The organism is Photobacterium piscicola (assembly GCF_046058925.1).
GTDB lineage: Bacteria > Pseudomonadota > Gammaproteobacteria > Enterobacterales > Vibrionaceae > Photobacterium > Photobacterium piscicola.
In genome coordinates this window covers 1647047-1672663 of the sequence record NZ_CP175534.1, presented here as the reverse complement: position 1 = coordinate 1672663, position 25617 = coordinate 1647047, and the positions used below count along the sequence as shown (strand labels likewise).

The following is a 25617-nucleotide window of genomic DNA, read 5'->3' as shown; positions in this document are numbered from 1 at the left end:
TTTATTCTATAGCACTAAACCGCGGGGATTTTTTTGATCAGGAGAGAAGTAATGGAATATTTACACACTATGGTACGTGTCAGTGATTTAGATGCCTCACTGGACTTTTACTGCAATAAATTAGGGTTAGTTGAAACAAATAGAAAAGAAAGTGAACGTGGGCGTTTTACATTAGTATTTTTAGCCGCACCCGCTCAAGTACAAACGGCGGCTCAAACACAATCGCCATTATTAGAATTAACCTACAATTGGGATGCTGAAGCCTATACTGGCGGCCGTAATTTTGGTCATCTTGCATTTCGTGTTGATGATATTTATCAATTATGCCAACACTTACAAGACAGCGGCGTGACGATTAATCGCCCACCCCGTGATGGTCATATGGCTTTTGTCCGTTCGCCTGATGGTATTTCAATTGAATTACTGCAAAAAGGTGAGCCGTTATCCCCTGCTGAACCGTGGGTTTCACAAGCTAACATTGGTGAATGGTAACCATTAATCAATGCTGCCACAGGCATATCCCGTATTCCTGTGGCGATCATTGATTAGCATAACTATTTATAAAACAACGATACCTAAATTACCTAATAGTTGCTCTTGTTGCCAATCACAAATTTGAGCCCCTTCCAAAGACACTCGGCGAACATCAACATTATCAAGATCAACATGGCATAGGTTAGCTTCATTAAATATCGCTTGTTGCCATTGCTCACTTGAAAATTCACCACGGCTTAAATCAGAACCTTTAAATGACACGCCGATTAAATTAGCGCCACGCCAACGGTTTTCAAATAGCTCACATTTTTCAAGCATCACACTTTCTAAGTTGGCATAGCTCAAATCACATCCAGAAATAAATGCCGAACAAAAAAAAGAATTATGCGTAATGTAATTAGCAAAAGACGCATAATGGAAATCAGCACCTTTAAGATTACATTGGTGCAATTCAATACCAAAGCATTGTGCGTTACGAAAATTTGCCATCGCTAAATTACAACCTTTAAAACTGGCATCTTTTAATTTCGTATAAGCAAAACTGCAACCGTCAGTCTCTCCTGCTTCAATAAAGCTACAATCAATAAAACAAGCATCGGTTAAATTTGCACGTGAAAAATCACAGCGAAAAAACTGACATTGTTCAAAGGTTGCTTCACTTAAATCTTGATGGGAAAAGACTTCGCCATCGAATTGTTTTTTTGCAACATGCATCAATTATTACTCTATTAATGTCTAAAAACAGCCCTATATTAATAACAAAAAACCATTAATTACCAGTAAAAACAGTGAACTAATAAATGTTTTTTTACATTAGCTTAAATAGCTAAATCTCGCGTTTTTAAGGGGTGCTAGTCATGTTATTTAAAATAAAATGCATGAACGTTTATTGTTTTTATTAACGCCTAACAAAGGCGCTATTAGCGGGTTATAAATAGACATAAAAAAACAGCCGCTGGTATTGATCAATAATCAATAGCAGCAGCTGTTTTTTCATTAGAGGTTGCGGTTAAATAATAACCACACGCTATAAATGATTAGGCACATCACAATTTGAAGCAGCGCCAACTTTCTTGTTTACTGATTCAACAGTGTAAGTGTTTTTTAAACTACGGAAAACTTTAGCGGTATAAACGTCATGATTTTCGATTGAAAATGTAACGTTGTAATTCATACCAGCAACAACTTGTTGAGTAACATGAATAACATTTTTTAACTGATGATCACCAGCAATGTCTTTTACTGCGGCTTGTGCTGCAGCCGTTACTTCAGGTGTGATTTCACCTTGTTGCCAGCCACCAGGAATTGCGTGAGTATAGTCACAGCCCGTTTGCATATTTGCCTCGTTAGTCGTTTTGACATCTTGTGCACTACACGCCACTAACGCTAATGAACCCAAAGCAACAACCAGAAGTTTCTTATTCATGACTTTTCCTATTTATAGTAGACATCTCTATAACAACATAAAAACAGTGTTCATTGCAAATAAAATTGAAAAAAAAGCTTAATTTGCAAATTTATACTACATATTTCCGATAAGATTGCTGATTAATATCTTCAATCTCCACACTAATGGCAATATTAGAATGAAACATAGATGCGACATTATGCAATATCAATTCAGATAACATATCTTTCTGCTGTTCAGAACGGCCGGGTAAAATACGTAACGTAATATGCACAAATGGCTTTACTGTTGTTCCCGTTCGATAAATTTCATAAGGAATAAGGCGGGTTTTTATATCCTCTTCTTCAAAAATACCTGAACTAAAAATAGAAAAATGCGTGGTGGTCATTAATTCAGTTAAATCAATGTCTGTTTCTAAATCCTTAGCATATTCCACGATACAATGTGGCATATTGTTACTCCCTCTTTAGTACAGCTAATATTTTGTAACACTAGCGCCGAATAAATATCATAACGGCTTAATATCGCCAATATTAGTTCACCAAATTAGATTTTAATCACTAATATATTAATTTGTGATCAATACCAAATTATCACCTTGTGAGATTACAAACGAAATCGAGAATAACAGCTAAAAATCATCTTTATTTCGACTGTAATATACGAACAAACTATAGTATTAATTTACAGTAGATGAATTCGCAGCCTTTGTTGCTTGAGCTGGCGTCATTTGACCAAATAACGTATCCATCATAAAACCAATTCGTTTGCTCGCATTACCAAATTTATTAGGGTTAGCGGTGTAAGGTACCTTAAACTTAATATCACCAACTCTTTGACCACCTTGGTATGCTTTTATCTCCGCATCTTTTAAATACAAAGCAAGATCCCAGCCCCAATGCCCTTCATATTCAATCGTTAATTTATTCAAATCATGCTTTGAATTATCAGGGAAAATAATGTACGAATAGTTATTATCTTGAAGCCAAACTTTTATTGTATCGAGAAATCCAGCACGAGTATCATTATCCTGAACAATAACAACCTCTGGTTTAATATTTGTTATTGGCACAGAACTACCTGTGTAGCGAGGTGAACCACAACCAATTAATGTTAAAGAAATAGTGGAAAGTAATAATATTTTTTTCATCTAATAAGTCTTATTAATTAATACATTATTAAAAATAGGCCGCAATTAAAGCCCGTAAAGATCTAGACAAGATTATCCTTATACGCAACTTGTTTTAATTAAAATAAATAATGTATCTCTTTAATCTTGGACAGCCATATATTTTAGTTCTTAAAAAACGATCTTAAAAAATAATTTATTCCACTAACAATAAACTCTCGAATCTAAGATTAACGACTTATTATTTGAATTATCCGTTAAATCAATTCTCTTTCTATATTTCAGGATCAACAAAGCCCACAATCCTAACGGTTATTGCGGTATTTGCATTCGATTATAAAAACTATGTCTAATTAGGGTGTAACTGATGACTCGCTAACTTTCCTTTACACCAATGTCCACCAATACGTTGTTTAAAAGCACACATTCGGGACCATCTACCGCTTACATTGGCATAATGTTCCATAAATTGTTCACTGTGCTCAAGCCAAGCATCTGCTGTTATTCCCATTTGCTGTAAAATCTTGGGTTGATTAGGTGCAATAAAGCCTTTTTTATCATTTCGAATACACCGACCAGTCCAGTCAATTAGTTCCAGGTAATCGGCAAAAGCAAAGTTTATCCCTGCGGTTTTAGCTTGATGTTCTCCGCCAACAAAGGGTAATAATTGGAAATGACTTTTGTTTGATGAGGATGGTTTAAAGGGAGTTTTCGTTTGATTATATTCACGAATACGCTGCTGAATTGAGGTAAAATCTGATTGCTCTAGTGACGGTGTAACGCCCGCCCTTATCGGGTTTAAATCAACGTACATCATGCATGATAATAACGCTTGTTCGTCGAGTAATGCTTGAGACTTAAACCGCCCTTCCCAAAATGCACCTTTGCATTGATCTTCTTTATTGGCTTTTCGCGCAATTTCTTCATTCAAACAACGCATAAACCAGCTAATACTGCCTAATCGTTGTTGCCATTCAGCCACTAAATTTGATAATGCTTGTTGTTTATCAGAGTCAATTTGACCCTCTTTTAAAAATTCGACTGCAATAGGATGACCATTAAATAGCTGTAACCAGCGTGATATTACCGCTTCTGGAGTTAACTTTTGCTGCTGCTCTGTATCTATTTTAAGCACTAAATGATAATGGTTACTCATTACAGCATAAGCACAAACATCAATACAAAACACAGCTGCTAATTGTTTGATTTTATTTACTATCCAACCTCGACGGTGTTGATAGTTTTTACCGTTATACGGGTCATCCCCACACAAATAGGCACGACGTACACAGCGATTAATCACATGATAAAAAGGTGTAATTTGAGGCTCTATCAATTTCCGTCTTGAGATTGTCATTCGTTCCACCATAAGCAACTTGAAGCTTAACTATAGTAGCTCATGGTTGATGTGCAAGGTTATGGCTGTCCATTATTCTTTTATTCTTTCACTTAACTGCGAATCTTTACCTAAGCTACATTGATCCCTTTTTTCACTACTCTTGCTGGATTACCTACAACAACCGTATTGTCAGGTACGTCTTTTGTCACAACACTTCCAGCACCGACAACAGCACCATCGCCAATACTTACACCTGGTAAAACAACCACATTAGCGCCAATCCAAACTTTATTACCTATATTAATTGGTTTAGCAAACTCTTCGTAGGTATAGCGAGTTGCAGCATCAAGTGGGTGTCCAGCTGTGCATAATGTAACATTTGGGCCTATCATTACATAATCACCAATAATGACCTTGCCACAGTCTAAAATGACACCGTTGGTATTCATATAGAAGTTTTTACCGACTTTTATGTTATAGCCATAATCGCAAAAAAAATGACCGTTTAACTGAGTCGTCTCATCTGAACAACCAAACAGTCTTTGACTCAAAAGATTTTTTTCATCGACTTCAAAGCATGTGCTTATTTGATGGCATAATTTAGCGGCCTTAAGTCTATCTTCAGGTAACCCTTCTGAGTCTGGATTATATAGTTCTCCACTAATATGACTCTTCGCTCTGTTACTCAATACTTTCATTTATATACCTAAATTACTGAAGGCAGTCCAAAAAACTAACAACTTATTATACGGCTAACTTACTCAAATTTATTTTTAAGCACGCGCCCATACCCCTTCGTCATAATCTAACAAGCACTATAAATCAGATGATGTTTTACTTTGAAAGCCCGATTGTAATCAAAAAATCGGGCTCCTATCGTTTAGTTTCAATTTTTACTAACTACAGTTGCTATACATATTTACAAACAGTAATTAAACAATCTTAACGCCCGTAGCCATTAAACGTTCTGGAGTTAATAACACGCTTTCAGATTCATCATCCGTTTCAGCACATAACAACATGCACTCTGATGTTTCACCGCGCATCTTGGCTTTGGCTAGATTACATAGTACTACCACTTGCTTACCCAATAATTGCTCTTCGGTGTAGTAAGGCACTAAACTAGTGACGGTTTGAAGCTTAGTTTCACCCACTTCAATTTGAACAATATACAATTTATCGGCATTGTCATGACGAACAACATCAATAATTTTACCCACACGAATATCTAATTTAGCGAAATCTGCGTACGAAATAGTGTCCATGGAATCTCCTTTGTATTTAATACTCAATTAAGTTCATTATTAATCGTGGTATATATACCCTTTATGTTAACGTTTACACTACCAATTAAATATTGATTTACAAAGAATATCATTTCAAATTAGTTAGCTATATCACACAGTTAAATTGCGTTATTTACACAAGCGTAGTTTAATAGCTTCAACAGTAAAGAGGTGATCATGGCAACAATCAAAGATGTGGCGAAACTCGCCGAAGTATCTGTAGCAACCGTATCTAGGGTGATCAATAAATCACCAAAAGCAAGTCAAGCTGCTATTACCGCAGTAACACAAGCAATGCAGGCGCTGGGTTATCGTCCCAATGCTAATGCTCGTGCGTTAGTCAGCCAATCAACCAATACTATTGGCGTGTTAGTGGGTGATGTTTCTGATCCTTTCTTTGGCGCGATGATCAAATCGATCGACAATATTGCTCGCCAACACAATAAACATTTATTGATAGGTAATGGCTACCATAATGCTGACAGTGAGCGTGATGTTATTGAACTATTGATCAATAGCCGCTGTGATACGTTAATTATTCACAGTAAAAGTTTATCTAATGATGAATTAATCGCTTACGCGCAAGAAGTACCGGGAATGGTGCTTATTAACCGCTTTATTCCTGAGATAGCTGATCGCTGTATTGCGCTTGATAACCACCGAGGATCATATCTAGCGACAGAGCTATTAATTAAACATGGCCACCAGCATATTGGTTATATTTGTTCCAATCATGATATTGAAGATACTGAGCAGCGCAAGCAAGGCTATCTAGATGCGTTACAAGCACATCAGCTGGCTGCACCACAAAGCTATATTGAATATGGCACACCAGATGAAGATGGTGGTGAGATCGCAATGACTAACCTACTCGCCAAAAATCAACCAATAACGGCGATTGCGGCTTATAACGATTATATGGCAGCGGGATGCTTATCTGTACTTGAAGGTAATGGTTTAACGGTACCAAATCAGATGTCTTTAATTGGCTTTGACGATGGCTTAATTGCAAAGTATCTGCATCCTAAACTAACAACTGTCCGCTATCCCATTCAGATCATGGCAGAGCAAGCAACGCAATTGGCTTTTCAATTAGCGGCGGCGGCAAAACAATCAACATCGAATACCACAAAATCTGATTCAAGTATTACGCATATGTTTGTGCCAACCTTAGTCAAACGTTTATCAATAATGAGTCCTCAATAATTTTCGTTTGACTGAATTTCTATATGCCCACTATATAACCGCATCAGTGACACTGTCACTGATGCGGCTATTATCTAGCAGCACTACTTTAGAACGTAAACACTTTATCAGCTGCAAGTGTCCACTCTGCTAAATCATCCAATGTTGCAATTACAACATCTTCAATTAATGGTAATGCTGTTAATCCGCGTGCGGCGCAGCATGTTTTACACAATTTAACTTCACCACCTTGGGCTAGAACAATCTCAACCATTTGTTGAATATCATACCCTTCTGTTGGGGCTTGTTTTGCTAGTGCACAGGTGACAGCATCAGACATTAAAAAAACTTTCACAGCAACAGGCTCAGCATCTTGTTCATTTAGTTTTATGGCCAATCGCAGTGCATTAAACGGACGCTCAGCTCCATAAGGAGCATCATTAATTATTATCAATATGGTTTGCATTGTTTTCCTATCCCTATCTGATTTTTCGACTTCTGTTTTACCATGAAATCCATCGTCAGTAGTCATTTATGAATGTAAACCGCACCTAATGTCTATTTTTTATTCTCTAGCGGTATTTTTTGTAATTTTAAACTTTTAACTGCAGCAATAATTTGGCACATTAACGCCCTTAACGTGTAATTGTATGTTAAATGCAATTGCCATAACCTAATTGTCATCTACAGTGAGCATTTAATGAGCCATCGCCTCCAACTAACTTCTGCCCCATCAGTGTTGTTTTTGTTTGGCTTATCAGGTGCAGGAAAATCATTTGTCGGTGACGTTATTGGCGCTCATCATGAATGGTTTGTTTACCATGCAGATGATGATCTTACGGATGAAATGCGTCAGGTTATTGCCGAGAAGCAGCCGTTTACAGAAGAAATGCGTGACCAATTTTTTAGCCGTATTGTTGATAAAATTCACTACTATCGTGCTATTTATCCACGTCTGGTGATCACTCAAGGGGCATATAAGAAAAAACACCGCGATTACATTCGCCAGTATGTTGATAATATTGATCTGATTTATGTAACCACATCAGATAAGTTAATTCACCAACGCTTAGAATACCGAACTAATGGTATTTCTAATGCTAGTGCTGAGGCGATTAAACATATTTTTGAAATTCCCGATGATAGTGTTAAGAAATTACACAATATCGATGGTAAAGATGAAATTATTCAGCAACTTAATGCGTTTTATAATAAGTAACCACCAATAAAAACGCCCACAGTATTAACTAAATATAGTTTTCACACTGTGAGCGTTATTGATAATGACTTAATGACTATCGAAACCGATAACAAGTTAGATGACGATACTGCGCATTTGGGCGTAGTATCGAATTATTATTCGGCCATTGTGGGTGATTTGGTGAATCTGGCAAAAATTGGGTTTCTAACGCAAAACCACTGTAATCAGCATACTCTCCTCCAACTCGATTAGGGCACCCAGCTAAAAAATTGCCTGTGTATAATTGCATTGCCGGTTTAGTGGTTAATACATCCATCGTTAATGAATGATCAGCAGCAATGACCGTTGCACAAGCAGTGATGGCACGATGCACATCAGAGCGTAATATAAACGCATGATCATACCCTTTGGCTTGCCGTTGATCATTATCCACTAACCAATCTTGATTTATCAATTTTGGCTCGCGAAAATCAAAACTTGTTGCTTCAACCCTCTTAAATTCATCCTGCGGGATCCCGCTTGAATCCGTCGGTAAATAATGATCAGCATTGATCATTAACTGATGTGATAAGCAATCTTTGCCATTATCAGCCCCGAGCAAATTAAAATAGCCATGATTGGTAAGGTTAACCACGGTGGGCTTATCGGTTTCAGCATTGTATCGAATATTTAATTCGTTATTTTCAGTCAGAGTATAAGTAACAATGACCTGTAAATTCCCCGGAAAACCCATATCACCATCCGCAGATAACAAACTAAATTGCACTTCGGTGGCATTCACTTGCTGCATCTGCCAGCGACGATGACTAAAACCACTTTCGCCGCCATGCAAACAATTGCCATTTTGATTAATTGATAGTTGGTAATCTTCACCGTCTAAGTTAAATTTACCTGCAGCAATACGGTTAGCATAACGCCCAACGGTTGCGCCTAAATAGGCTTGCTGCTGATAAAAGTCATTCAAGGTACTTACCCCTAACAACACTTCTCGGTATTGGGTTTGGTGATCCACGATGATAGGTACACAACAACTAAGCCATGTAGCACCAATATCCATTAACGTAACTGACATACCGCGTTGATTAACAAGGGTGATCAGTTTTGCAGGTAACCCATCAGTTGCCATATCAACAGTCATGGATTGATGTAAGGTAATAGCGTGTTGAGGTAAATGAGTTAACATATTCAATCGCCTTAAATTACGCTATTGCTAAGTTTTGTTCACTGATAACACCAGCGCCCGCCATAGCTTTACACACATAAATAGTTGCTTGTAAGCCTGTTGCAGCCTGATATTTCGCATTCACTTCAGCGGTAATAGCATCAACAAATGTTGGCGGTACCAGTGCCACAATACAACCGCCAAAACCACCGCCGGTCATACGTACGCCACCTTGATCGCCAATAACACCTTTCACCATATCAACCAGCGTATCAATCTCAGACACAGTAATCTCAAAATCATCCCGCATTGATGCATGTGACTCTGCCATTAGCTCAGCCAATAACACCATATTGCCATTACTTAACGCAATAGCGGCTTGTTCCGTTCGCATGTTTTCAGTGATCACATGACGAGCACGTTTAGCAACCATAGGATCAAGCTCTGTTTCACGCGCGATAAACGTCGCTAATGTCACATCACGCAAGGCTGGTACACCAAAGAAGGCAGCAGCTTGTTCACACTGTGCACGACGCGTGTTGTATTCACTATCGACTAAACCACGTTTCTTATTTGAGTTAATGATTACCACCGCCATATCTTCAGGCATCGCAACAGCAGTTGTCTCTAGCGAACGACAATCAATTAATAGTGCGTGGTTTTGCTCACCTTCAGCTGAAATTAATTGATCCATAATGCCGCAATTACAACCAACAAACTGATTTTCTGCTTGCTGGCCATTGAGTGCAATTTCTTGCTGACTAATAGTAAGACCAAATAATGCTTTAAATGTTTGACCAATGACGACTTCAAGCGCTGCTGATGAACTTAAACCTGCACCTTGTGGAACATTACCACTGATAACAATATCGGCGCCACCAAGAACATAGCCTCGCTCAAGCAGACATTTAATCACACCACGAACATAGTTTACCCACATGCATTGCTGGTCAAATTCTAACGGTTGACTAATATCAAACTCGTTCATTTCATTATTGTAATCAACCGCCACCACACGCACGATATTATCGTCACGACGTGCAGCAGCCACGATGGCTTGATAATCAATCGCACAAGGAAGCACAAAACCATCGTTATAATCGGTATGCTCACCAATAAGATTTACACGCCCAGGCGCTTGAATAATATGGCTGGCGACATAGCCTAATACTGATGAGAAAACAGCTGATACATTATCAATAAGGTGTTGAGTACGATTCGTTGTCATTATTTTTACCTACTATTACCAAAGATTATCAAGAAACATATTTTTATTCGTGCTATTCAGCACTTAATCTAAATAGTGCACATCACTTACGGCGCGTAATTTTTCAGCCGCTTGTTCTGCGGTTAAATCACGTTGACTTTCAGCCAACATTTCATAACCCACCATAAATTTTTTCACTGTTGCAGAACGCAATAATGGTGGATAAAACAGCGCATGTAGCTGCCAATGATCGGTTGAGGTATCACTAAAATTAACATCAGATTCAAAGAAAGGAGCGTAATGCCATCCCATTGAATAAGGGAATGAACATTTAAAAAGATTATCGTAACGGCTGGTTAATTTTTTAATCGCTAGCGCCAAATCATCACGCTGGGCTTGAGTTAACTCATCCATTCGACGAATATGGGTTTTAGGTAATAACATGGTTTCAAATGGCCATGCCGCCCAATAAGGCACCACTGCTAACCAATGCTCAGTTTCAACCACAGTACGAGAGCCGTCTTCTAGCTCACTATTAATGTAATCAACTAATAAGTTAGTGCCATGTTGTGCATAATATTCACGTAATAAAGTATCTTTACGGCTAATTTCATTCGGTAAAAAGCTATTTGCCCAAATTTGACCATGGGGATGTGGTTGTGAACATCCCATTACTGAGCCTTTATTTTCAAACGCTTGTACCCAAACGTAATCTTTACCTAGCTCTTCAATTTGCTCATTCCACGTATCAACCACTTTACGAATTGCACCAACTGATAATTGCGGCAGCGTTTTACTGTGATTAGGTGAAAAACAAATAACACGGCTTAAACCACGGGCACTTTGGCAACGAAATAATGGATTACTGTTTTCAGGAGCACTTGGCGTATCGGCAGTTAATGCAGCATGATCATTACTAAAAACATAAGTGCCAGTGTAATCGGGGTTTTTATCACCTGACACACGGGTATTGGTTGGACATAAAAAACAAGAACCGTCATAAGCAACATTCAATTCCGGTTGTGGCTGCTCATCAGCACCTTGCCACGGACGCTTAGCGCGGTGTGGTGAAACTAGCACCCACTGCCCTGTTAACGGATTATAACGACGATGAGGATGGTCAATCGGATCAAAACATTCAGACATAATAATTCAGCTCTTGTGATTATTTAATGCTAAAAAGTCTAAAGTGATTTCAGGCTAACTTCCGTGATCAATGACACATTGTGTAAACGTTTCCATTAAAAGAATAATACGTGCTAATCATCACAGGATAAGATTATCGTTATTGCTTATCTGCATCAAATCACTCAATACTTTAAACTTCTCTATCCACCAATTCCGATCTCGGTGATAAAATATTCAATAATAGATACTAAATTATTCGCGTTTTTTACTAAAAATAAATAGTATAATTCTATAAAATATAATCACATGTCCCTTAAACGCACAGCAAACATGATTTAGGTTGCAGGGATTGCCGGAGGACAAATGGCAACATTAAAACAAATAGCAACCAAAGCTGGTGTCTCGTTAGCGACGGTCTCTCGAGTATTAAATGATGATCCAACCCTAAGCGTAAAAGATGAGACTAAGCGCAAAATCTTTGAAATTGCTGAACAGCTTGAATACACTACCAGTCAATCTCGAAAAACAGCCAAAAAAAACACCTTACATTTCCTTGCCTTGTATAATTACAAACAAGATATTGAAGTTGATGATCCCTACTACCTCGCTATTCGACATGGCATTGATACCCAATGCGATAAACTCGGTATTAAACTAACTAATATTTATGAATGTAATATTGCCGCTGCGCCTAAAACCGTGGATGGCATATTACTAATAGGACAAGTAAGCGAAGACAACCTTGCCGCAGCTCGTACCCTTTCGAGTAACACGGTTTATATTGATTACACCGATCACCAACTTGATATTGATTGTATTGATATTGATTTAGAACGGATCAGTAAAGAAGTCATTAACCACTTTACTCAGCAAGGTTATCAGCGAATTGGATTTATTGGTGGTCAAGATAACCCTGATAAATATGATATTCGTGAATTAATTTTTACTGAATATGGCAAATTTAAAGGCGTTGTATCTGATAATGATATTTATCGCGGTGATTTTAGTAGTCAATCTGGGTATTCATTAGCTAAACAGATGCTTGCCAATAATCACCCAAGCGCTTTGTTTGTCGCATCAGACTCAATCGCTATTGGTGTATTACGTGCGATACATGAAAGCGGACTCAATATTCCTAATGATATTAGCGTAATCAGTGTCAATGACATTCCAACCGCGAAGTTTACTTATCCACCGTTATCAACCTTTAGAATTCACTCAGAACTGATGGGCTCTCAAGGCGTTAATCTATTATTAGAGCGCAGTCGTGACGGTCGGACCATTCCCTTACGAGTCTTTGTTCCAAGCCAACTCATTTTACGCGAGACAACCAAAAAATAATATAACCAATTGATAAAAAATAAAAAACGACAATTTACTTGTCGTTTTTTTTTATCTTTTAATTCATAGACTGTTTAAAACAAGAGCAAGATCACTCAAATAATCATCTGTAATAGTTTTTTTGTTGTCGACCTCACAAAGCTCAAAACAGAATGTGATCGAGTTAATACAACAAAGTTTTACCTATATTTTTTAGTAAAATTTTACTTAATAATAACTCCAGATAATTAAAACATGTCTTGGAGGCATCGTGAATAACTGGGAAAACATTAACTTACTTAGCGAAAATAGACTGGCACCTCGTGCATACTTTTTCTCTTACAACGCATTAAATAAAGCACAACGCTTTCAGCGTGATTTAAGTCAGCATTTCATGTTGCTAAGTGGCCAGTGGACATTCAATTTCTTCACTAACCCATTGCTTGTTCCTGAAGAATTCTATCATCAAGAAATGAGTGACTGGACAAGCATTCAAGTACCAAACATGTGGCAAATGGAAGGCCACGGTAACTTACAATACACAGACGAAGGCTTCCCCTTCCCGATTGATGTACCTTTTGTACCCTCAAATAACCCAACTGGCGCATATCAGCGCACCTTCCTCCTGGGTGATAATTGGAATGAAAAACAAACGATTATTAAGTTTGACGGCGTTGAAACCTATTTTGAAGTTTATGTTAATGGCCAATATGTTGGCTTTAGTAAAGGCAGCCGTTTAACTGCTGAATTTGATATTTCTGCTTTTGTTAATACAGGCAAGAACTTACTTTCTGTACGTGTGATGCAATGGGCTGATTCAACCTATATCGAAGATCAAGATATGTGGTGGATGGCGGGCATTTTCCGTGATGTTTACTTAGTCGGTAAAGAGCCTGTTCACGTACGTGATTTCACTGTACGTACTGATTTTGATGATAATTACCAAGCAGCAACCTTGGGCTGTAAAATTGATTTAGAAAACCTCAGCGGTGATATTGTTAATGGCTATAGCCTTGATTATGCCCTTTACGATGGTCAACATCAGGTTGCCAATGGAAACGTTTCCAATCTAACAATTGCCAGTATGACACATACCGATTTTGCAATCAAAATGGTAAATCCAATCTATTGGACGGCTGAAAACCCGCATTTATACCACTTATTTCTAACACTAAGAGATGCTGATGGCATCATAATTGAAGTGATTCCACAACGAGTTGGCTTCCGCGATATTAAAGTGCGTAATGGTCTGTTTGAAATAAACGGTCAATACGTAATGCTCCACGGGGTTAACCGTCACGATAACGATCACCTTAACAGCCGCGCTGTTGGAATGGATCGTGTCGAGAAAGACATCGTATTGATGAAACAACACAATATTAACGCAGTACGCACAGCACACTACCCTAATGATCCGCGTTTTTACGAACTGTGTGATCAGTACGGTTTATTTGTGATGGCTGAAACGGACGTTGAAACTCACGGCTTTGCGAATGTTGGCAACTTAAGCATGATCACAGATGATCCTGCATGGGAACAAGTATTCGTTGAGCGTATTGAGCGTCATATTCACGCCCAAAAAAATCACCCTTCAATCATTATGTGGTCACTGGGTAACGAATCAGGTTACGGCTGTAATATTCGTTCAATGTATGCAGCAACCAAAGCGATTGATGATACCCGTCTAGTCCATTACGAAGAAGATCGTGATGCTGAAGTGGTTGATATTATTAGTACTATGTACTCTCGCGCCCAAATGATGAATGAGTTTGGTGAATTCCCACATGCTAAGCCACGAATTATTTGTGAGTATGCTCATGCTATGGGTAATGGTCCTGGTGGACTGACTGAATATCAAAATGTGTTCTATAAACATGATCATATTCAAGGTCACTTTGTATGGGAATGGTGTGATCACGGCATTTACGAACAAGATGAAAATGGCCGTGATGTATACAAATATGGCGGTGATTACAGCGATTATCCAAATAACTATAACTTCTGCATGGATGGCTTAGTCTACCCAGACCAAACTCCAGGCCCTGGTTTACGTGAATACAAACAAGTTATTTGTCCGGTAAAAATCAACGTTAAAGATCACACTAAAGGTATCATTACGGTTACTAACAAATATTGGTTCTCTACCTTAGATGACGTGGTATTTGATATCGCAGTACGTGCTGAAGGCGACACGCTAACCTTTAATCAAATTACCGTTACAGGTTTGGCGGCAGGTGAATCACGCGATATTGAATTAGCACTGCCAGTGATGGATCAACGTGAAACGTTTGTAAACGTGTCGATACGTAAAAAATCTCGCACCGCATATAGCGAAGCTAACCATGAACTTGGTATTTTCCAATACCAAGCCAAACCCAATACTGCATATCCTGAAATATTTGAAAATAACAATGCTATACCACTGTCAGTCATTGAAAACCGTCTTGATTGGGAAATTAGTGGTTATGACTTTACCCTGCGCTTTTCTAAAGTCGACGGCAAGCTTACATCATGGCTACGCCAAAATAATGAACTGATTGCATCATCACCTGCAATGAGCTTCTTCAAGCCGATGATTGATAACCATAAGCAAGAATATGAAGGTTTATGGCACCCTGCTCATCTGCAAATTATGCAAGAGCATTTCCGCAGCATTAATGTAGAACACGTTGCAGGTAAGGTGATTGTTACCACTAACAGTATTGTTGCACCACCAGTATTAGATTTTGGTATGCGTTGCCAATACCGTTTTGAAATTTGTCCTCAAGGTCAAGTTAACATGACGTTAAGTGGCAATAAGTACGGTGATTACCCACATGTCATTCCTGTTATCGGTTTAGATTTAGGGATTAATAATCAATTTGATCAGGTTGAATACTACGGCCGAGGCCCTGAAGAAAGTTACCAAGATAGCCGTCAAAGTAACATTATTGATATCTACAGTACTACCGTTAGCAATATGTTTGAGAACTATCCGTTCCCACAAAATAATGGCAACCGTCAACATGTGCGTTGGGCAAGTTTAACGAACCGTCATGGCGTAGGTTTATTGGTTAAACCTAAGCAAGAAATTAATTTCAGCGCATGGCATTACACCAATCAACATATCCATCAAGCACAACACATTAATGAGCTTGAGCCAAGTGGTTACATTACGGTCAATCTTGATCATCAAGTTATGGGCTTAGGCTCTAACTCATGGGGTTCAGAAGTACTTGACTCATATCGTGTTTACTTTACTGATTTTAGTTACCAACTAAGCTTAGTGCCATTTAGTAAAGCAGATTGCGATAGCCGTTACTTAGCAAGTCAAACATTTACCACAACACGTATCGGTGGAGATAAATAATGATTACTTTAGCATCACTGGATCAGTTCAAAAGTCTATATCGCGATGGTCGTAAATGGAATCGTTGTGTAGAGGCTATTGAAAATATCCCGAATATTCAACCAAATGTCTTCCACTCTGTGGGTGATTCACTGGCTTATCGACTTCAACATGGCCCTTCAACCGCAAATGAGCACTTTGTCGGTCATCGTCGTTATTTTGATGTGCATTACTACCTTGCAGGCAGTGAAACCATTGAATGTGCAGATAAAGACACACTAACGCAAGTTCATCCATACAGCGATGAAACCGATCGTGAATACTTAGCTGGTACCGGCCAAACCCACCGCATAGAAGCAGGCCAAATGGTAATTTTTGAAAACCATCAAGCTCACCGTTTCAGTGCCGCTGACAACCTTGAGAAAGTCGTTTTACGTGTCACCATTGAGGACGGTTACTTCCTTAATAAATAACTAAACATAACCGCCAGCTAATCATCGCTGGCGGTTATGCAATAAAAAAGAAACAAATATAAAGCATAAAAACAATAACCTATGATTTGGTTTAGTCGCTAAATACATAGACATCCTACAATACTAAACGTGATCCATCGGAGATTCTCATGTCTGAATCAAAACGTAATACCATAGGGAAATTTGGTCTACTATCGATGACCTTTGCTGCGGTATACAGTTTCAATAATGTCATTAATAACAATATCGAAATTGGCTTATCCTCTACCCCTATGTTCTTTATTGCTACCTTACTTTATTTCATCCCATTTTGTTTAATCATTGCTGAATTTGTTTCACTGAATAAAGACTCAGAAGCCGGTGTTTATGCGTGGGTTAAAAGTTCTCTTGGTGGACGTTGGGCATTCCTCGCCGCTTATACCTATTGGTTTGTTAATCTATTCTTTTTTACCTCATTACTGCCGCGCGTTATTGCTTATGCATCCTATGCGTTCCTTGGCTATGAATATATATTTACCCCAACCACGACCACACTATTAAGTATTGCGCTATTTGCCCTTGCTACGTATGTATCAACCAATGGCGCAAAGATGTTGGGGCCAATCACTTCTGTCACCTCGTCATTTATGCTAGTGCTAACATTGTCATACATTATATTGGCAGGTGCGGCGGTAATGGGCGGTATTCAACCGGCAGATCCGATTACAGTAGAAGCATTAACACCGCAAATTAACTGGGCCTTCTTTGGCGTAACAGCATGGATCTTTATGGCGGCTGGCGGAGCAGAGTCTGTGTCGGTTTATGTTAATGATATTAAAGGTGGTCACAAAGCGTTTGTAAAAGTAATTATTTTTGCAGGTATCTTTATCGGTGGTCTGTACTGTGTTTCATCTGTACTAATCAACGTATTTGTTGAGCGTGAAGCACTGAAATTCACTGGTGGTTCAGTACAAGTATTTGAAGGTTTAGCGCGCCATTATGGATTACCTGAAATTGTAATGAATCGTTTCGTTGGTGTTGTTTCATTCACGGCAATGTTAGGTTCATTACTGATGTGGACAGCCACACCAGTTAAAATTTTCTTCTCTGAGATCCCTGCAGGTATTTTTGGTGAGAAAACCGTTAAATTAAACAAAAATGGTGTTCCGGCACGTGCAGCATGGGCGCAATTTTTCATTGTAATACCTCTACTTATCGTACCAATGTTAGGTTCTGATTCAGTACAAGAACTAATGAGCACTGTAATTAACATGACTGCGGCAGCTTCTATGCTACCACCATTGTTTATTATGATTGCTTACTTAAACTTACGTCTAAAATTGGATCACTTACCACGTGACTTTAAGATGGGTTCACGTACAACAGGCATCGTGATGGTATCGATTCTAATTGGTATCTTCAGTATCGGTTTCTTGGCTTCTACTTTCCCAACAGGTGCCGACATCATGACGATTATCTTCTATAACGTCGGTGGTATTGTTATCTTCCTTGGCTATGCATGGTGGAAATATAACCGCTATGAAAGCCAGTTGGCAGCTGAGCAAAAAATCACATTAGAAACTACAACCACGACAAATTAGTAATTAAATTTAACCGCTATAACTTTCTAGCCTTGAGTTTCCTCTCAAGGCTTTTTACGTTTAAATAATCACAAATAGCAACCATACGATTACATATACATCACAAAATTATATTTATAATCTTAACTTTATGTGTTCAATAGCATATAGTTGGTGCATTAGATGTTAAATCTAACGGTATGTTATAAGGATATTATGCGACAAGCACTAGGAGTCAGTTTAGTTTTCTCTCTTTTATTACTCACTTTAACAGTAATAAACGTAGCCACTGACAACAATCAAAATAATGATGAGACAATCAATAGTATAAAAACAATACAACGTCAGCAACAATACCACCAACAACAACTTATCACACAACAGATTACACATACTGTCTCTCACTTTGAGCAACTCAGCGATTATTTAAAACAACAATCCTGGCAACAGGCACTGACACACTCACAGCGTGATGATTTCATTACTTTCAGCAATAAAATACTCGCAAGCAATACTACATTACAGAGTATTAGTCTTATTGATTATAAAAATAGCGCTTATTTACAAATATTTACTACTACAGAAGGAAAAATAATAGTCACAAATAATCAAGCTATCACCGATGCTACTGAATTGAGCAATATTGATCATGCTTTTGCACTACCATTCAATAAAACTTATATTAATACCGCCTCTGAGCCAATCAACACTATCGCGTATTATCAACATATGACGGTGCAAAATATTTCATGGGTTGTAAAAATAGAACAACAAAATCTATCCGATCTTCTTATCACATCAAAAACAAATCACTCATTACCTCTGCAATCCTGGATTGTTAATAACCAAGGCCAAACATTAGTTAATATTGAACAAAATCATATTACCGAAAATAGACAGCCATTTGTTAATAAAACAAAAAACTTCAAAAAATCAAATTATGTATTATGGAAAGAAATAAAAAATTATAATCATCAACAAATATTAAAAGATAATACTATCTATACCTACTCCCCTATTTTCACCCCTGTATCATTAAAATCGATGCTTGATTTTAAATATGGAAACTTATCACCTTGGATATTAATATCAAAAGTTACATTAACGGATAGCTATCAATTTCTCAGTAAAAAACCATCTTATAATATTTATATTAACTATGTAATTATTATATTAACCTTCATTGGTGGCATTTTTGTTATTTATTATATTAACAACCAAAAAAATGAAATACAGAAAATAAATAAGAGCAGAAAAACAGATAGCCGTCGTTATCACTCACTAATTGAAAACACAGATTCAGGTATAGTGATAATAGATGAGTATAAAAAAATAACAGCCATTAATGCAGCTGCACTTTCTATTTTAGATTTAAAAAATGATATTACTAATAAAAACTTAATTTCGTATATACCATCAATTGATACAAAAAGTGACATGGTTGCATTATTAAAAAAAATCAATAATATGCAATACAATATACAGCAAAAAACACAACTAAAAATCCATAAAAAACACATCGAAATTATTGCTACTAAAGTTAATAACAATGGTCACGATAACATAATGTTGCATATTATTGACGTAACATCATGGATTAAACGAGAACAAAAACTTAAAGGACTATCTAGAGCTGTAGAACAAAGCGAAGAAGCGGTGATCATTACTGATAAATTCGGATTTATTCAATATGTGAATAGCTCATATAAGAAAAGCGTAGGGGATAATTATACGAATATCATTGGATTAGATAGTAAGACTATCTTCAAACGCTATACTAATGACAAAGATAAAATAGACGATATTCAATCAAAACTTAATCAAGGGAAAACGATTCAGCGTATTATTTCTCAAAAAAACAAAGATAATAGTATTCAATATCTTGATAATACTATTTCCCCTATTCGTGACGATAATGGACGAATCAGTAATTACATATCAACCAGTAAAGATATTACAGAACGTATAAACTATGAACATCAGTTAGATCATCTAGCACATTATGATCAGTTAACATCACTTCCTAATCGAAATATGTTTATTAAGAAAATAAATGAATCATTAGTGTATTCAAAAATCAACAATTCTAAAATATCTGTTTTAGTTATTGAGATTGATCTATTCAAACAATTACATGATTCTTTAGATAATGAGAAGAAAGAAAAAATAATCGTTATTATATCAAAACGTATTCGATCAAATCTCAGAGCTGTTAATCTTTTATCGCGATTGAATAACAACCAATTTGGTGTCGTTATCCAATCTGTTCAGCATCGTAAAAATATTGATCATTTAGCAAACCGATTACTCAACAATATTCATGCCCCCATCAGCTATGATGGTAAATTGATTTCAATTTCAGCCAGTATTGGTATTTCATTGCAAAAAAACACTTCGATAACAGCTGAAAAAATAATTAAAAATGCAAATATAGCTCTCAGTTACTCTAAAGATAAATCTAAAAATCAATATTGCTATTTTAATCCTACAATGGAAACAGAAACGACACACAAGCTAGAACTCGAATCTGAATTACGAAAATCTATCAACACAGATCGTTATGAGTTCTACTATCAACCAAAAGTATTAGCCCACTCACACTCATTAACTGGCGTAGAAGCCCTACTACGATGGCGTGATCGACATGGAGATTATCAAGCTCCTGTCGATATTATTCCATTACTTGAGTCATCCGGTTTAATTCTAGAAGCAGGCATATTCCTTATTGAAAAAGCCTGCTATCAGCTTAAACAATGGCAACAGCAAGGACTCAATATCAGTATGGCAATTAATATCTCAGCCCAGCAATTACTTGAATCCAATTTAACCGCCATTTTAAAACAAGCGATAAAAAAAGCCGATTGTGATCCTGCCTACCTCGAGCTTGAGATCACAGAGAGTGTTTTAATGACAGATATTGAATTAGCCTATCAAAAACTGATCGCGCTCAAAACACTTGGCGTTAAAATTGCTATTGATGATTTTGGTACGGGGTATTCTTCTCTCGCCTATCTGAGTCGATTTCCCATTAATATACTAAAAATAGACCGAGAGTTTGTTAAAGCCTTACCTTATAACAAAGACAGCATTACTATCATTGAAGCAATTATCAATCTTGCTCACAACCTTGACCTAACCATTGTCGCAGAAGGAGTAGAAAATAGAGAACAAGTCATTGCACTTGAAGCGCTTGGTGTTGAAGAATTTCAAGGATTCTATTTCAACAAACCCCTTACTCGTGATAATTTTAATCGCCAATATTTACATCAACAACGGCAAATATCAGAGAACATTATATAAGAGGTTCTCTTATTCAACGTTGTAGCTTATCATTATAGATATACGCCATTTTATTGTTAATCATAAGTGGATTCTTTTTTGATTACTTCGTAGGACGTCACAATGAGTTTTAGTGATCACTTAGATAACTTTATTAAGCAACGGGAACAATTTGGTCAGCAGCCAAATAGAATGCAAAAGCGCAATGCTTATATTGTGGTTGATGCTACCGATCAGAGTAAAGCACGTGAAGCGATGGCAAAAGAGCAAGAACAAGCCACATTACGTGCAGAACAAGAAACGAAACAATATCACCAACGTATTCGTGGACGTTGTGTGCTCCCAAGTGAAGCTCAAGCTCAACAAGAGCGTCAAAACGATGCTCGCCCAGCAGACCCTGATCGCATTGCGTACATTCAACAACTGAAAAAAGATCTAAAGTTAAAAAAATACAGCGCTGAGTAGCTTTTTGCTAGAAGCCAACCCAAATATATATTTTTCATCTCTCATCATTGTAACTTAGTGGTAGCGATACATTCTCATCGTTACCATTAATACCCTATTTCCTTCATTATCATAAGCTGCTTTGTTTTTCTTCTTCCTGCCGCAAGATTACGCATAAAAATAAGGTATTAATATTATTCTCACACTATGAGATAAGACTTTATAAGCAATAGGTTAGCTAACGCATAATTTATTTCATTCGTTATCTATAAATAAGGGAAATAGTCATTAATAAAAATGTAATTAGTCGCATTTAATAGCCCATAAAGGCAAAAATAGCCTCTTTTTAGTATTTTGAACGATGTTTCATAAGTTTTTTTCTAGTTTTTATACTTTTTTTTCAAAGACCAAATAATACTGTTTTAGCTAACTAGGTGTATTTCTCAGGTTATGAGAATTAACCCTTTTTTTTTAATCACATTACCAACAACTAAATTTTCAATTTAACCTTTGTATTACAGCCATTAAATAAAAAGAACGCTATACCCTATAGTTTAAAAGTCACCCCACTAAAATATAACGCGTTGATTCTGAAAAATTAACCATATTAATAAAGCAAAAAAACGCCGACTAAAGCGTATTTAAATAGACAATAAATAACAAAACACAATGCAAACTAACAATTAACAACAAAGTGCAAAATTTTAACAATAAACCATATAAAAAAACGACTACTCAATAATATATAAATACCCAAGCACTCAAAATAGGCACCATCTAGCATAGAGCAACAACAATAGCAATATGGTAAGAATGTCTTTTTGGAGTTAAAATTAGCATCAAAGAAGTAAAAAAGAAGATTTTAAATGACAACATCAATTCATGTTAATGAGCTCGAATCTTTGCTTATTGCAATAATCGTGCTTTTTCTTGGCTACTTTATCAATACGAAAGTCAAGATTTTAAGACAATATAATATTCCAGAGCCTATCGTCGGTGGACTTGTCATTGCCTTTATTATTACCTTTTTCCACTTTCAAGGTTATGACATTAGTTTCAAATTAAGTATGCAAGACACATTAATGCAAATGTTCTTTGCAACCGTAGGCCTTGCTGCTAGCTATAAACTGCTAATGAAGGGTGGCTCACGCGTATTCCTATTCTTAGGTATCGCAACAGTATTTATCATCATTCAAGATGCTGTTGGCGTAGGTATGAGTAAAGCTTTAGGTTTAGATCCATTACTTGGTCTTATCGTTGGTTCTATCACTCTTTCAGGTGGTCATGGTACTGGTGCTGCTTGGTCTCAGACTTTTGCAACTGATTATGGTTTAAACACGCTAGAATTATCGATGGCGGCAGCAACGTTTGGTTTGATCATGGGGGGTATTATTGGTGGTCCAATTGCGCAACGCTTGATCAATAAGCATAAGCTAAAATCCGATTTCGGTGAAAGTGGTAACCATCACATTGAACACCCAGATCTGATCACGTATAGCGACCGTGAAGAAGACCGTATTACCTCAAAAAATACCATTGAAGTGCTATTCATTTTATTGGTTTGTGTTGCTGGTGCTTCACACTTTAAAGATTTTGTAGATAGTTTCGGAATCAGTGCATTACGTATTCCTGAATTTGTTTATGCTCTATTTATTGGTGTTTTTATTACCAATATCTGTGAAGGGACTAAATGCTATAAAATCAATAAAGAAACAGTGGATGCTCTTGGTACCATATCATTGTCACTGTTCTTAGCAATGGCACTGATGAGCTTGCACTTGTGGGAGCTGATGGATCTGGCAATGCCGATGTTGATTATTCTGGCAGTCCAAACGGTAGTACTCGGCTTATTTACCTATTTTGTTACTTTCCGTGTAATGGGCAGTAACTATGATGCTGCGGTTATTGCAGGCGGTCACTGTGGCTTCGGTATGGGTGCAACCCCTACTGCTGTAATGAATATGGGTTCGTTAGTTTCTCGTAATGGGCCATCGCCACAAGCCTTTATGGTTGTGCCGATTGTTGGTGCTTTCTTTATCGATATCACTAACCTTATTATTCTTCAAGGTTACATCAGTTTCCTTGGCCACTAAATAGCATTACCCGTTGTTAAAAAAAAGAGAAGATATAGCATATCTTCTCTTTTTTTGTTTTAAATCTACGTCCCTGCTTACCCCATCAATTTTATCATGGTTACATTGCTGTTTTGTAACAAGGAATGTCTGAGCAATATCATATTTTCTTTATGTTGTTACACTCCGCGCTCTTTCTAAAGTTTGACTTTAGTCACCATATTAAATCACCCGTTTATCATTGTGTGGATTCCGATTTAACACCAATGTTAAGTGTAAATTAATTGAGTTCTCTATGAAAAAATTTGATCGTGCTATACAAATCTTGGTAGCAGGTTTTTGTATCAACTTATGTATGGGTATCCTTTATGCTTGGAGTGTTTTTAAAAAAGCACTCGTAGTTAATTTAGGTTGGTCGAATGCAGATGCATCACTCCCTTACACTATTGCTATTATTACTTTTGCTTTATCGCTGTTAGTTGCTGGTATCCTTCAAGATCGCATGGGCCCTCGTCGTGTATTGATTCTAGGTACAATAATGGTCGGCTTAGGCATGATCATCTCAAGTTTTGCAACGACCCCAATGATGCTAGTACTTACGTTTGGTGTAATGACAGGTAGTGGTATCGGATTTGGTTACGCTTGCTTAAGCCCATCAGCAATGAAATGGTTCCATCCATCGAAAAAGGGCTTAGTTAATGGCCTTATTGCAGCAGGTTTTGGTCTGGCTGCAGTTTATCTAGCCCCACTAACATCTACACTTATTGCAAAGTATGGTATCAACACTAGCTTCCTTATCTTAGGTATCGCGGTATTAGTTATCGCAGTACCACTCGCGTTTACCATCAATAATCCACCAGCCAATTATGTACCAGAAGTGCCTGCAGGTTATAAAGCGAAATCAGCGAAGCCTGTTGATATTAATTGGCGAGGCATGTTGAAAACACCACAATTTTACTCACTATGGGTAATGTATGCTTTTGCTTCTGCGGCTGGTTTAATGATTATTGGTAACATTACATCTATTGCAGCTACACAAGCAAACATCACGGATGCCGCTTACCTAGTTGTGATCCTTGCTATCTTTAACTCAGGCGGACGTGTTGTGGCAGGCATACTGTCAGACAAAATTGGTGGTGTAAAAACACTGATGATCGCTTTTGTTATGCAGGGTATCAATATGGTGATGTTCGCTACATTTGACTCTGAGTTTACACTGATCATTGGTGCAGCAATCGCTGGTGTTGGCTACGGTACATTACTGGCTGTATTCCCATCTATTATTGCTGATTTCTATGGCCTGAAAAACTACGGTGCTAACTATGGTGTACTTTACACTGCATGGGGTGTGAGTGGCTTTATCGGTCCTGTTGTTGCAGCATTTGCTGTCGATACCACAGGGACTTATACATTGGCTTATACTGTGTGTTCAGCCATGATTGCTGTCGCCGTTGTATTGTCAGTTATTACTAAAAAAGTCGATGCCAAAGCGCTAGAGAAAAAACTGGCCTCTGCGTAATCAACCACATGAATTAGCAATAAAGCCCAGCCTTATGCTGGGCTTTGTCGTTTTTATTTCCAACCAATTACCCGCAAAACTAG

22 protein-coding genes are annotated in these 25617 nt (G+C 37.4%); 11 read left to right on the top strand and 11 right to left on the bottom strand.

The features are described from left to right. The first annotated feature begins 51 nt into the window (after positions 1-51). Positions 52-492, top strand: coding sequence for a VOC family protein (locus tag ACJZU6_RS08025; RefSeq protein ID WP_080157681.1), 441 nt, complete (start codon positions 52-54; stop codon positions 490-492). 66 nt (positions 493-558) lie between these two features. Here the strand turns inward: ACJZU6_RS08025 and ACJZU6_RS08020 are convergent, their stop codons facing one another. From ACJZU6_RS08020 to ACJZU6_RS07990, 7 genes are all read right to left on the bottom strand, one after another. After that, entirely contained in the window at positions 559-1209 is a 651-nt protein-coding gene (locus tag ACJZU6_RS08020; RefSeq protein WP_080157682.1) for a Qnr family pentapeptide repeat protein, read from the bottom strand. Between the two features lie 313 nt (positions 1210-1522). Beyond that, positions 1523-1921: a cystatin domain-containing protein gene (locus ACJZU6_RS08015; protein WP_080157683.1), complete on the bottom strand. Its 399-nt coding sequence runs from the start codon at positions 1919-1921 to the stop codon at positions 1523-1525. A 91-nt stretch (positions 1922-2012) separates the two neighbouring features. Beyond that, positions 2013-2354, bottom strand: coding sequence for a 5-carboxymethyl-2-hydroxymuconate Delta-isomerase (locus ACJZU6_RS08010; RefSeq protein WP_408900036.1), 342 nt, complete (start codon positions 2352-2354; stop codon positions 2013-2015). A 228-nt stretch (positions 2355-2582) separates the two neighbouring features. Continuing rightward, entirely contained in the window at positions 2583-3053 is a 471-nt protein-coding gene (locus ACJZU6_RS08005) for an Sbal_3080 family lipoprotein (protein WP_408900035.1), read from the bottom strand. Between the two features lie 328 nt (positions 3054-3381). Beyond that, positions 3382-4389 (bottom strand): transposase, encoded by a 1008-nt coding sequence (locus tag ACJZU6_RS08000; RefSeq protein ID WP_408900034.1) that lies wholly within the window; start codon positions 4387-4389, stop codon positions 3382-3384. A gap of 110 nt (positions 4390-4499) precedes the next feature. Beyond that, positions 4500-5069: a sugar O-acetyltransferase gene (locus ACJZU6_RS07995; RefSeq protein WP_408900033.1), complete on the bottom strand. Its 570-nt coding sequence runs from the start codon at positions 5067-5069 to the stop codon at positions 4500-4502. 234 nt (positions 5070-5303) lie between these two features. Then, the gene (locus ACJZU6_RS07990; protein ID WP_080174853.1) at positions 5304-5636 is read right to left on the bottom strand and encodes a tRNA-binding protein; all 333 of its coding nucleotides are present in this window, start codon (positions 5634-5636) and stop codon (positions 5304-5306) included. 198 nt (positions 5637-5834) lie between these two features. Between ACJZU6_RS07990 and ACJZU6_RS07985 the strand changes: the two genes are divergently transcribed. Beyond that, a complete protein-coding gene (locus ACJZU6_RS07985) occupies positions 5835-6863 on the top strand; it encodes a substrate-binding domain-containing protein (protein ID WP_408900032.1) in 1029 nt (342 codons plus the stop codon). Between the two features lie 88 nt (positions 6864-6951). On the opposite strand, the gene ACJZU6_RS07980 is transcribed toward ACJZU6_RS07985, so the two are convergent. Next, positions 6952-7308 (bottom strand): DsrE/DsrF/TusD sulfur relay family protein, encoded by a 357-nt coding sequence (locus ACJZU6_RS07980; RefSeq protein ID WP_080157690.1) that lies wholly within the window; start codon positions 7306-7308, stop codon positions 6952-6954. A gap of 234 nt (positions 7309-7542) precedes the next feature. Here ACJZU6_RS07980 and ACJZU6_RS07975 point away from each other — a divergent pair, with 234 nt between their 5' ends. Further along, a complete protein-coding gene (locus ACJZU6_RS07975; RefSeq protein ID WP_080157691.1) occupies positions 7543-8061 on the top strand; it encodes a shikimate kinase in 519 nt (172 codons plus the stop codon). A 76-nt stretch (positions 8062-8137) separates the two neighbouring features. Here the strand turns inward: ACJZU6_RS07975 and galM are convergent, their stop codons facing one another. From galM to ACJZU6_RS07960, 3 genes are all read right to left on the bottom strand, one after another. Continuing rightward, the gene (gene galM / locus ACJZU6_RS07970; RefSeq protein ID WP_408900031.1) at positions 8138-9226 is read right to left on the bottom strand and encodes a galactose-1-epimerase; all 1089 of its coding nucleotides are present in this window, start codon (positions 9224-9226) and stop codon (positions 8138-8140) included. Between the two features lie 16 nt (positions 9227-9242). After that, positions 9243-10433, bottom strand: a complete 1191-nt coding sequence (galK, locus tag ACJZU6_RS07965; RefSeq protein ID WP_080157693.1) for a galactokinase — start codon at positions 10431-10433, stop codon at positions 9243-9245. A 63-nt stretch (positions 10434-10496) separates the two neighbouring features. Beyond that, a complete protein-coding gene (locus tag ACJZU6_RS07960) occupies positions 10497-11558 on the bottom strand; it encodes a UDP-glucose--hexose-1-phosphate uridylyltransferase (protein ID WP_408900030.1) in 1062 nt (353 codons plus the stop codon). A gap of 345 nt (positions 11559-11903) precedes the next feature. Here ACJZU6_RS07960 and ebgR point away from each other — a divergent pair, with 345 nt between their 5' ends. From ebgR to ACJZU6_RS07920, 8 genes are all read left to right on the top strand, one after another. After that, on the top strand, positions 11904-12881 hold the full coding sequence (ebgR, locus tag ACJZU6_RS07955; RefSeq protein ID WP_080157695.1) for a transcriptional regulator EbgR: 978 nt from the start codon (positions 11904-11906) through the stop codon (positions 12879-12881). 250 nt (positions 12882-13131) lie between these two features. Next, positions 13132-16209 carry a beta-galactosidase subunit alpha gene (gene ebgA, locus ACJZU6_RS07950; RefSeq protein WP_408900029.1) on the top strand — a complete coding sequence of 1026 codons (3078 nt, stop codon included), beginning with the start codon at positions 13132-13134 and terminating at the stop codon, positions 16207-16209. Then, positions 16209-16661: a beta-galactosidase subunit beta gene (locus ACJZU6_RS07945; protein ID WP_080157697.1), complete on the top strand. Its 453-nt coding sequence runs from the start codon at positions 16209-16211 to the stop codon at positions 16659-16661. The genes ebgA and ACJZU6_RS07945 overlap by 1 nt, the downstream gene beginning before the upstream one ends. A gap of 149 nt (positions 16662-16810) precedes the next feature. After that, complete coding sequence (locus tag ACJZU6_RS07940) at positions 16811-18241, top strand: amino acid permease (protein WP_080157698.1); 1431 nt, start codon at positions 16811-16813, stop codon at positions 18239-18241. Positions 18242-18436: 195 nt separating this feature from the next. Then, a complete protein-coding gene (locus ACJZU6_RS07935; protein ID WP_408900028.1) occupies positions 18437-21520 on the top strand; it encodes an EAL domain-containing protein in 3084 nt (1027 codons plus the stop codon). A 102-nt stretch (positions 21521-21622) separates the two neighbouring features. Beyond that, the gene (locus tag ACJZU6_RS07930; RefSeq protein WP_080157700.1) at positions 21623-21964 is read left to right on the top strand and encodes a hypothetical protein; all 342 of its coding nucleotides are present in this window, start codon (positions 21623-21625) and stop codon (positions 21962-21964) included. 845 nt (positions 21965-22809) lie between these two features. Then, positions 22810-24036: a sodium/glutamate symporter gene (gene gltS, locus ACJZU6_RS07925; RefSeq protein WP_327771174.1), complete on the top strand. Its 1227-nt coding sequence runs from the start codon at positions 22810-22812 to the stop codon at positions 24034-24036. Between the two features lie 274 nt (positions 24037-24310). Further along, positions 24311-25534, top strand: a complete 1224-nt coding sequence (locus ACJZU6_RS07920; RefSeq protein WP_408900027.1) for an OFA family MFS transporter — start codon at positions 24311-24313, stop codon at positions 25532-25534. Positions 25535-25617 lie beyond the last annotated feature (83 nt).

What these genes read in the sequence shown, in the direction of transcription:
- ACJZU6_RS08025 (WP_080157681.1), top strand. Translation starts at nt 52, where the DNA reads ATGGAATATTTACACACTATGGTACGTGTCAGTGATTTAGATGCCTCA.
- ACJZU6_RS08020 (WP_080157682.1), bottom strand. Translation starts at nt 1,209, where the DNA reads ATGCATGTTGCAAAAAAACAATTCGATGGCGAAGTCTTTTCCCATCAA.
- ACJZU6_RS08015 (WP_080157683.1), bottom strand. Translation starts at nt 1,921, where the DNA reads ATGAATAAGAAACTTCTGGTTGTTGCTTTGGGTTCATTAGCGTTAGTG.
- ACJZU6_RS08010 (WP_408900036.1), bottom strand. Translation starts at nt 2,354, where the DNA reads ATGCCACATTGTATCGTGGAATATGCTAAGGATTTAGAAACAGACATT.
- ACJZU6_RS08005 (WP_408900035.1), bottom strand. Translation starts at nt 3,053, where the DNA reads ATGAAAAAAATATTATTACTTTCCACTATTTCTTTAACATTAATTGGT.
- ACJZU6_RS08000 (WP_408900034.1), bottom strand. Translation starts at nt 4,389, where the DNA reads ATGACAATCTCAAGACGGAAATTGATAGAGCCTCAAATTACACCTTTT.
- ACJZU6_RS07995 (WP_408900033.1), bottom strand. Translation starts at nt 5,069, where the DNA reads ATGAAAGTATTGAGTAACAGAGCGAAGAGTCATATTAGTGGAGAACTA.
- ACJZU6_RS07990 (WP_080174853.1), bottom strand. Translation starts at nt 5,636, where the DNA reads ATGGACACTATTTCGTACGCAGATTTCGCTAAATTAGATATTCGTGTG.
- ACJZU6_RS07985 (WP_408900032.1), top strand. Translation starts at nt 5,835, where the DNA reads ATGGCAACAATCAAAGATGTGGCGAAACTCGCCGAAGTATCTGTAGCA.
- ACJZU6_RS07980 (WP_080157690.1), bottom strand. Translation starts at nt 7,308, where the DNA reads ATGCAAACCATATTGATAATAATTAATGATGCTCCTTATGGAGCTGAG.
- ACJZU6_RS07975 (WP_080157691.1), top strand. Translation starts at nt 7,543, where the DNA reads ATGAGCCATCGCCTCCAACTAACTTCTGCCCCATCAGTGTTGTTTTTG.
- galM (WP_408900031.1), bottom strand. Translation starts at nt 9,226, where the DNA reads ATGTTAACTCATTTACCTCAACACGCTATTACCTTACATCAATCCATG.
- galK (WP_080157693.1), bottom strand. Translation starts at nt 10,433, where the DNA reads ATGACAACGAATCGTACTCAACACCTTATTGATAATGTATCAGCTGTT.
- ACJZU6_RS07960 (WP_408900030.1), bottom strand. Translation starts at nt 11,558, where the DNA reads ATGTCTGAATGTTTTGATCCGATTGACCATCCTCATCGTCGTTATAAT.
- ebgR (WP_080157695.1), top strand. Translation starts at nt 11,904, where the DNA reads ATGGCAACATTAAAACAAATAGCAACCAAAGCTGGTGTCTCGTTAGCG.
- ACJZU6_RS07945 (WP_080157697.1), top strand. Translation starts at nt 16,209, where the DNA reads ATGATTACTTTAGCATCACTGGATCAGTTCAAAAGTCTATATCGCGAT.
- ACJZU6_RS07940 (WP_080157698.1), top strand. Translation starts at nt 16,811, where the DNA reads ATGTCTGAATCAAAACGTAATACCATAGGGAAATTTGGTCTACTATCG.
- ACJZU6_RS07935 (WP_408900028.1), top strand. Translation starts at nt 18,437, where the DNA reads ATGCGACAAGCACTAGGAGTCAGTTTAGTTTTCTCTCTTTTATTACTC.
- ACJZU6_RS07930 (WP_080157700.1), top strand. Translation starts at nt 21,623, where the DNA reads ATGAGTTTTAGTGATCACTTAGATAACTTTATTAAGCAACGGGAACAA.
- gltS (WP_327771174.1), top strand. Translation starts at nt 22,810, where the DNA reads ATGACAACATCAATTCATGTTAATGAGCTCGAATCTTTGCTTATTGCA.
- ACJZU6_RS07920 (WP_408900027.1), top strand. Translation starts at nt 24,311, where the DNA reads ATGAAAAAATTTGATCGTGCTATACAAATCTTGGTAGCAGGTTTTTGT.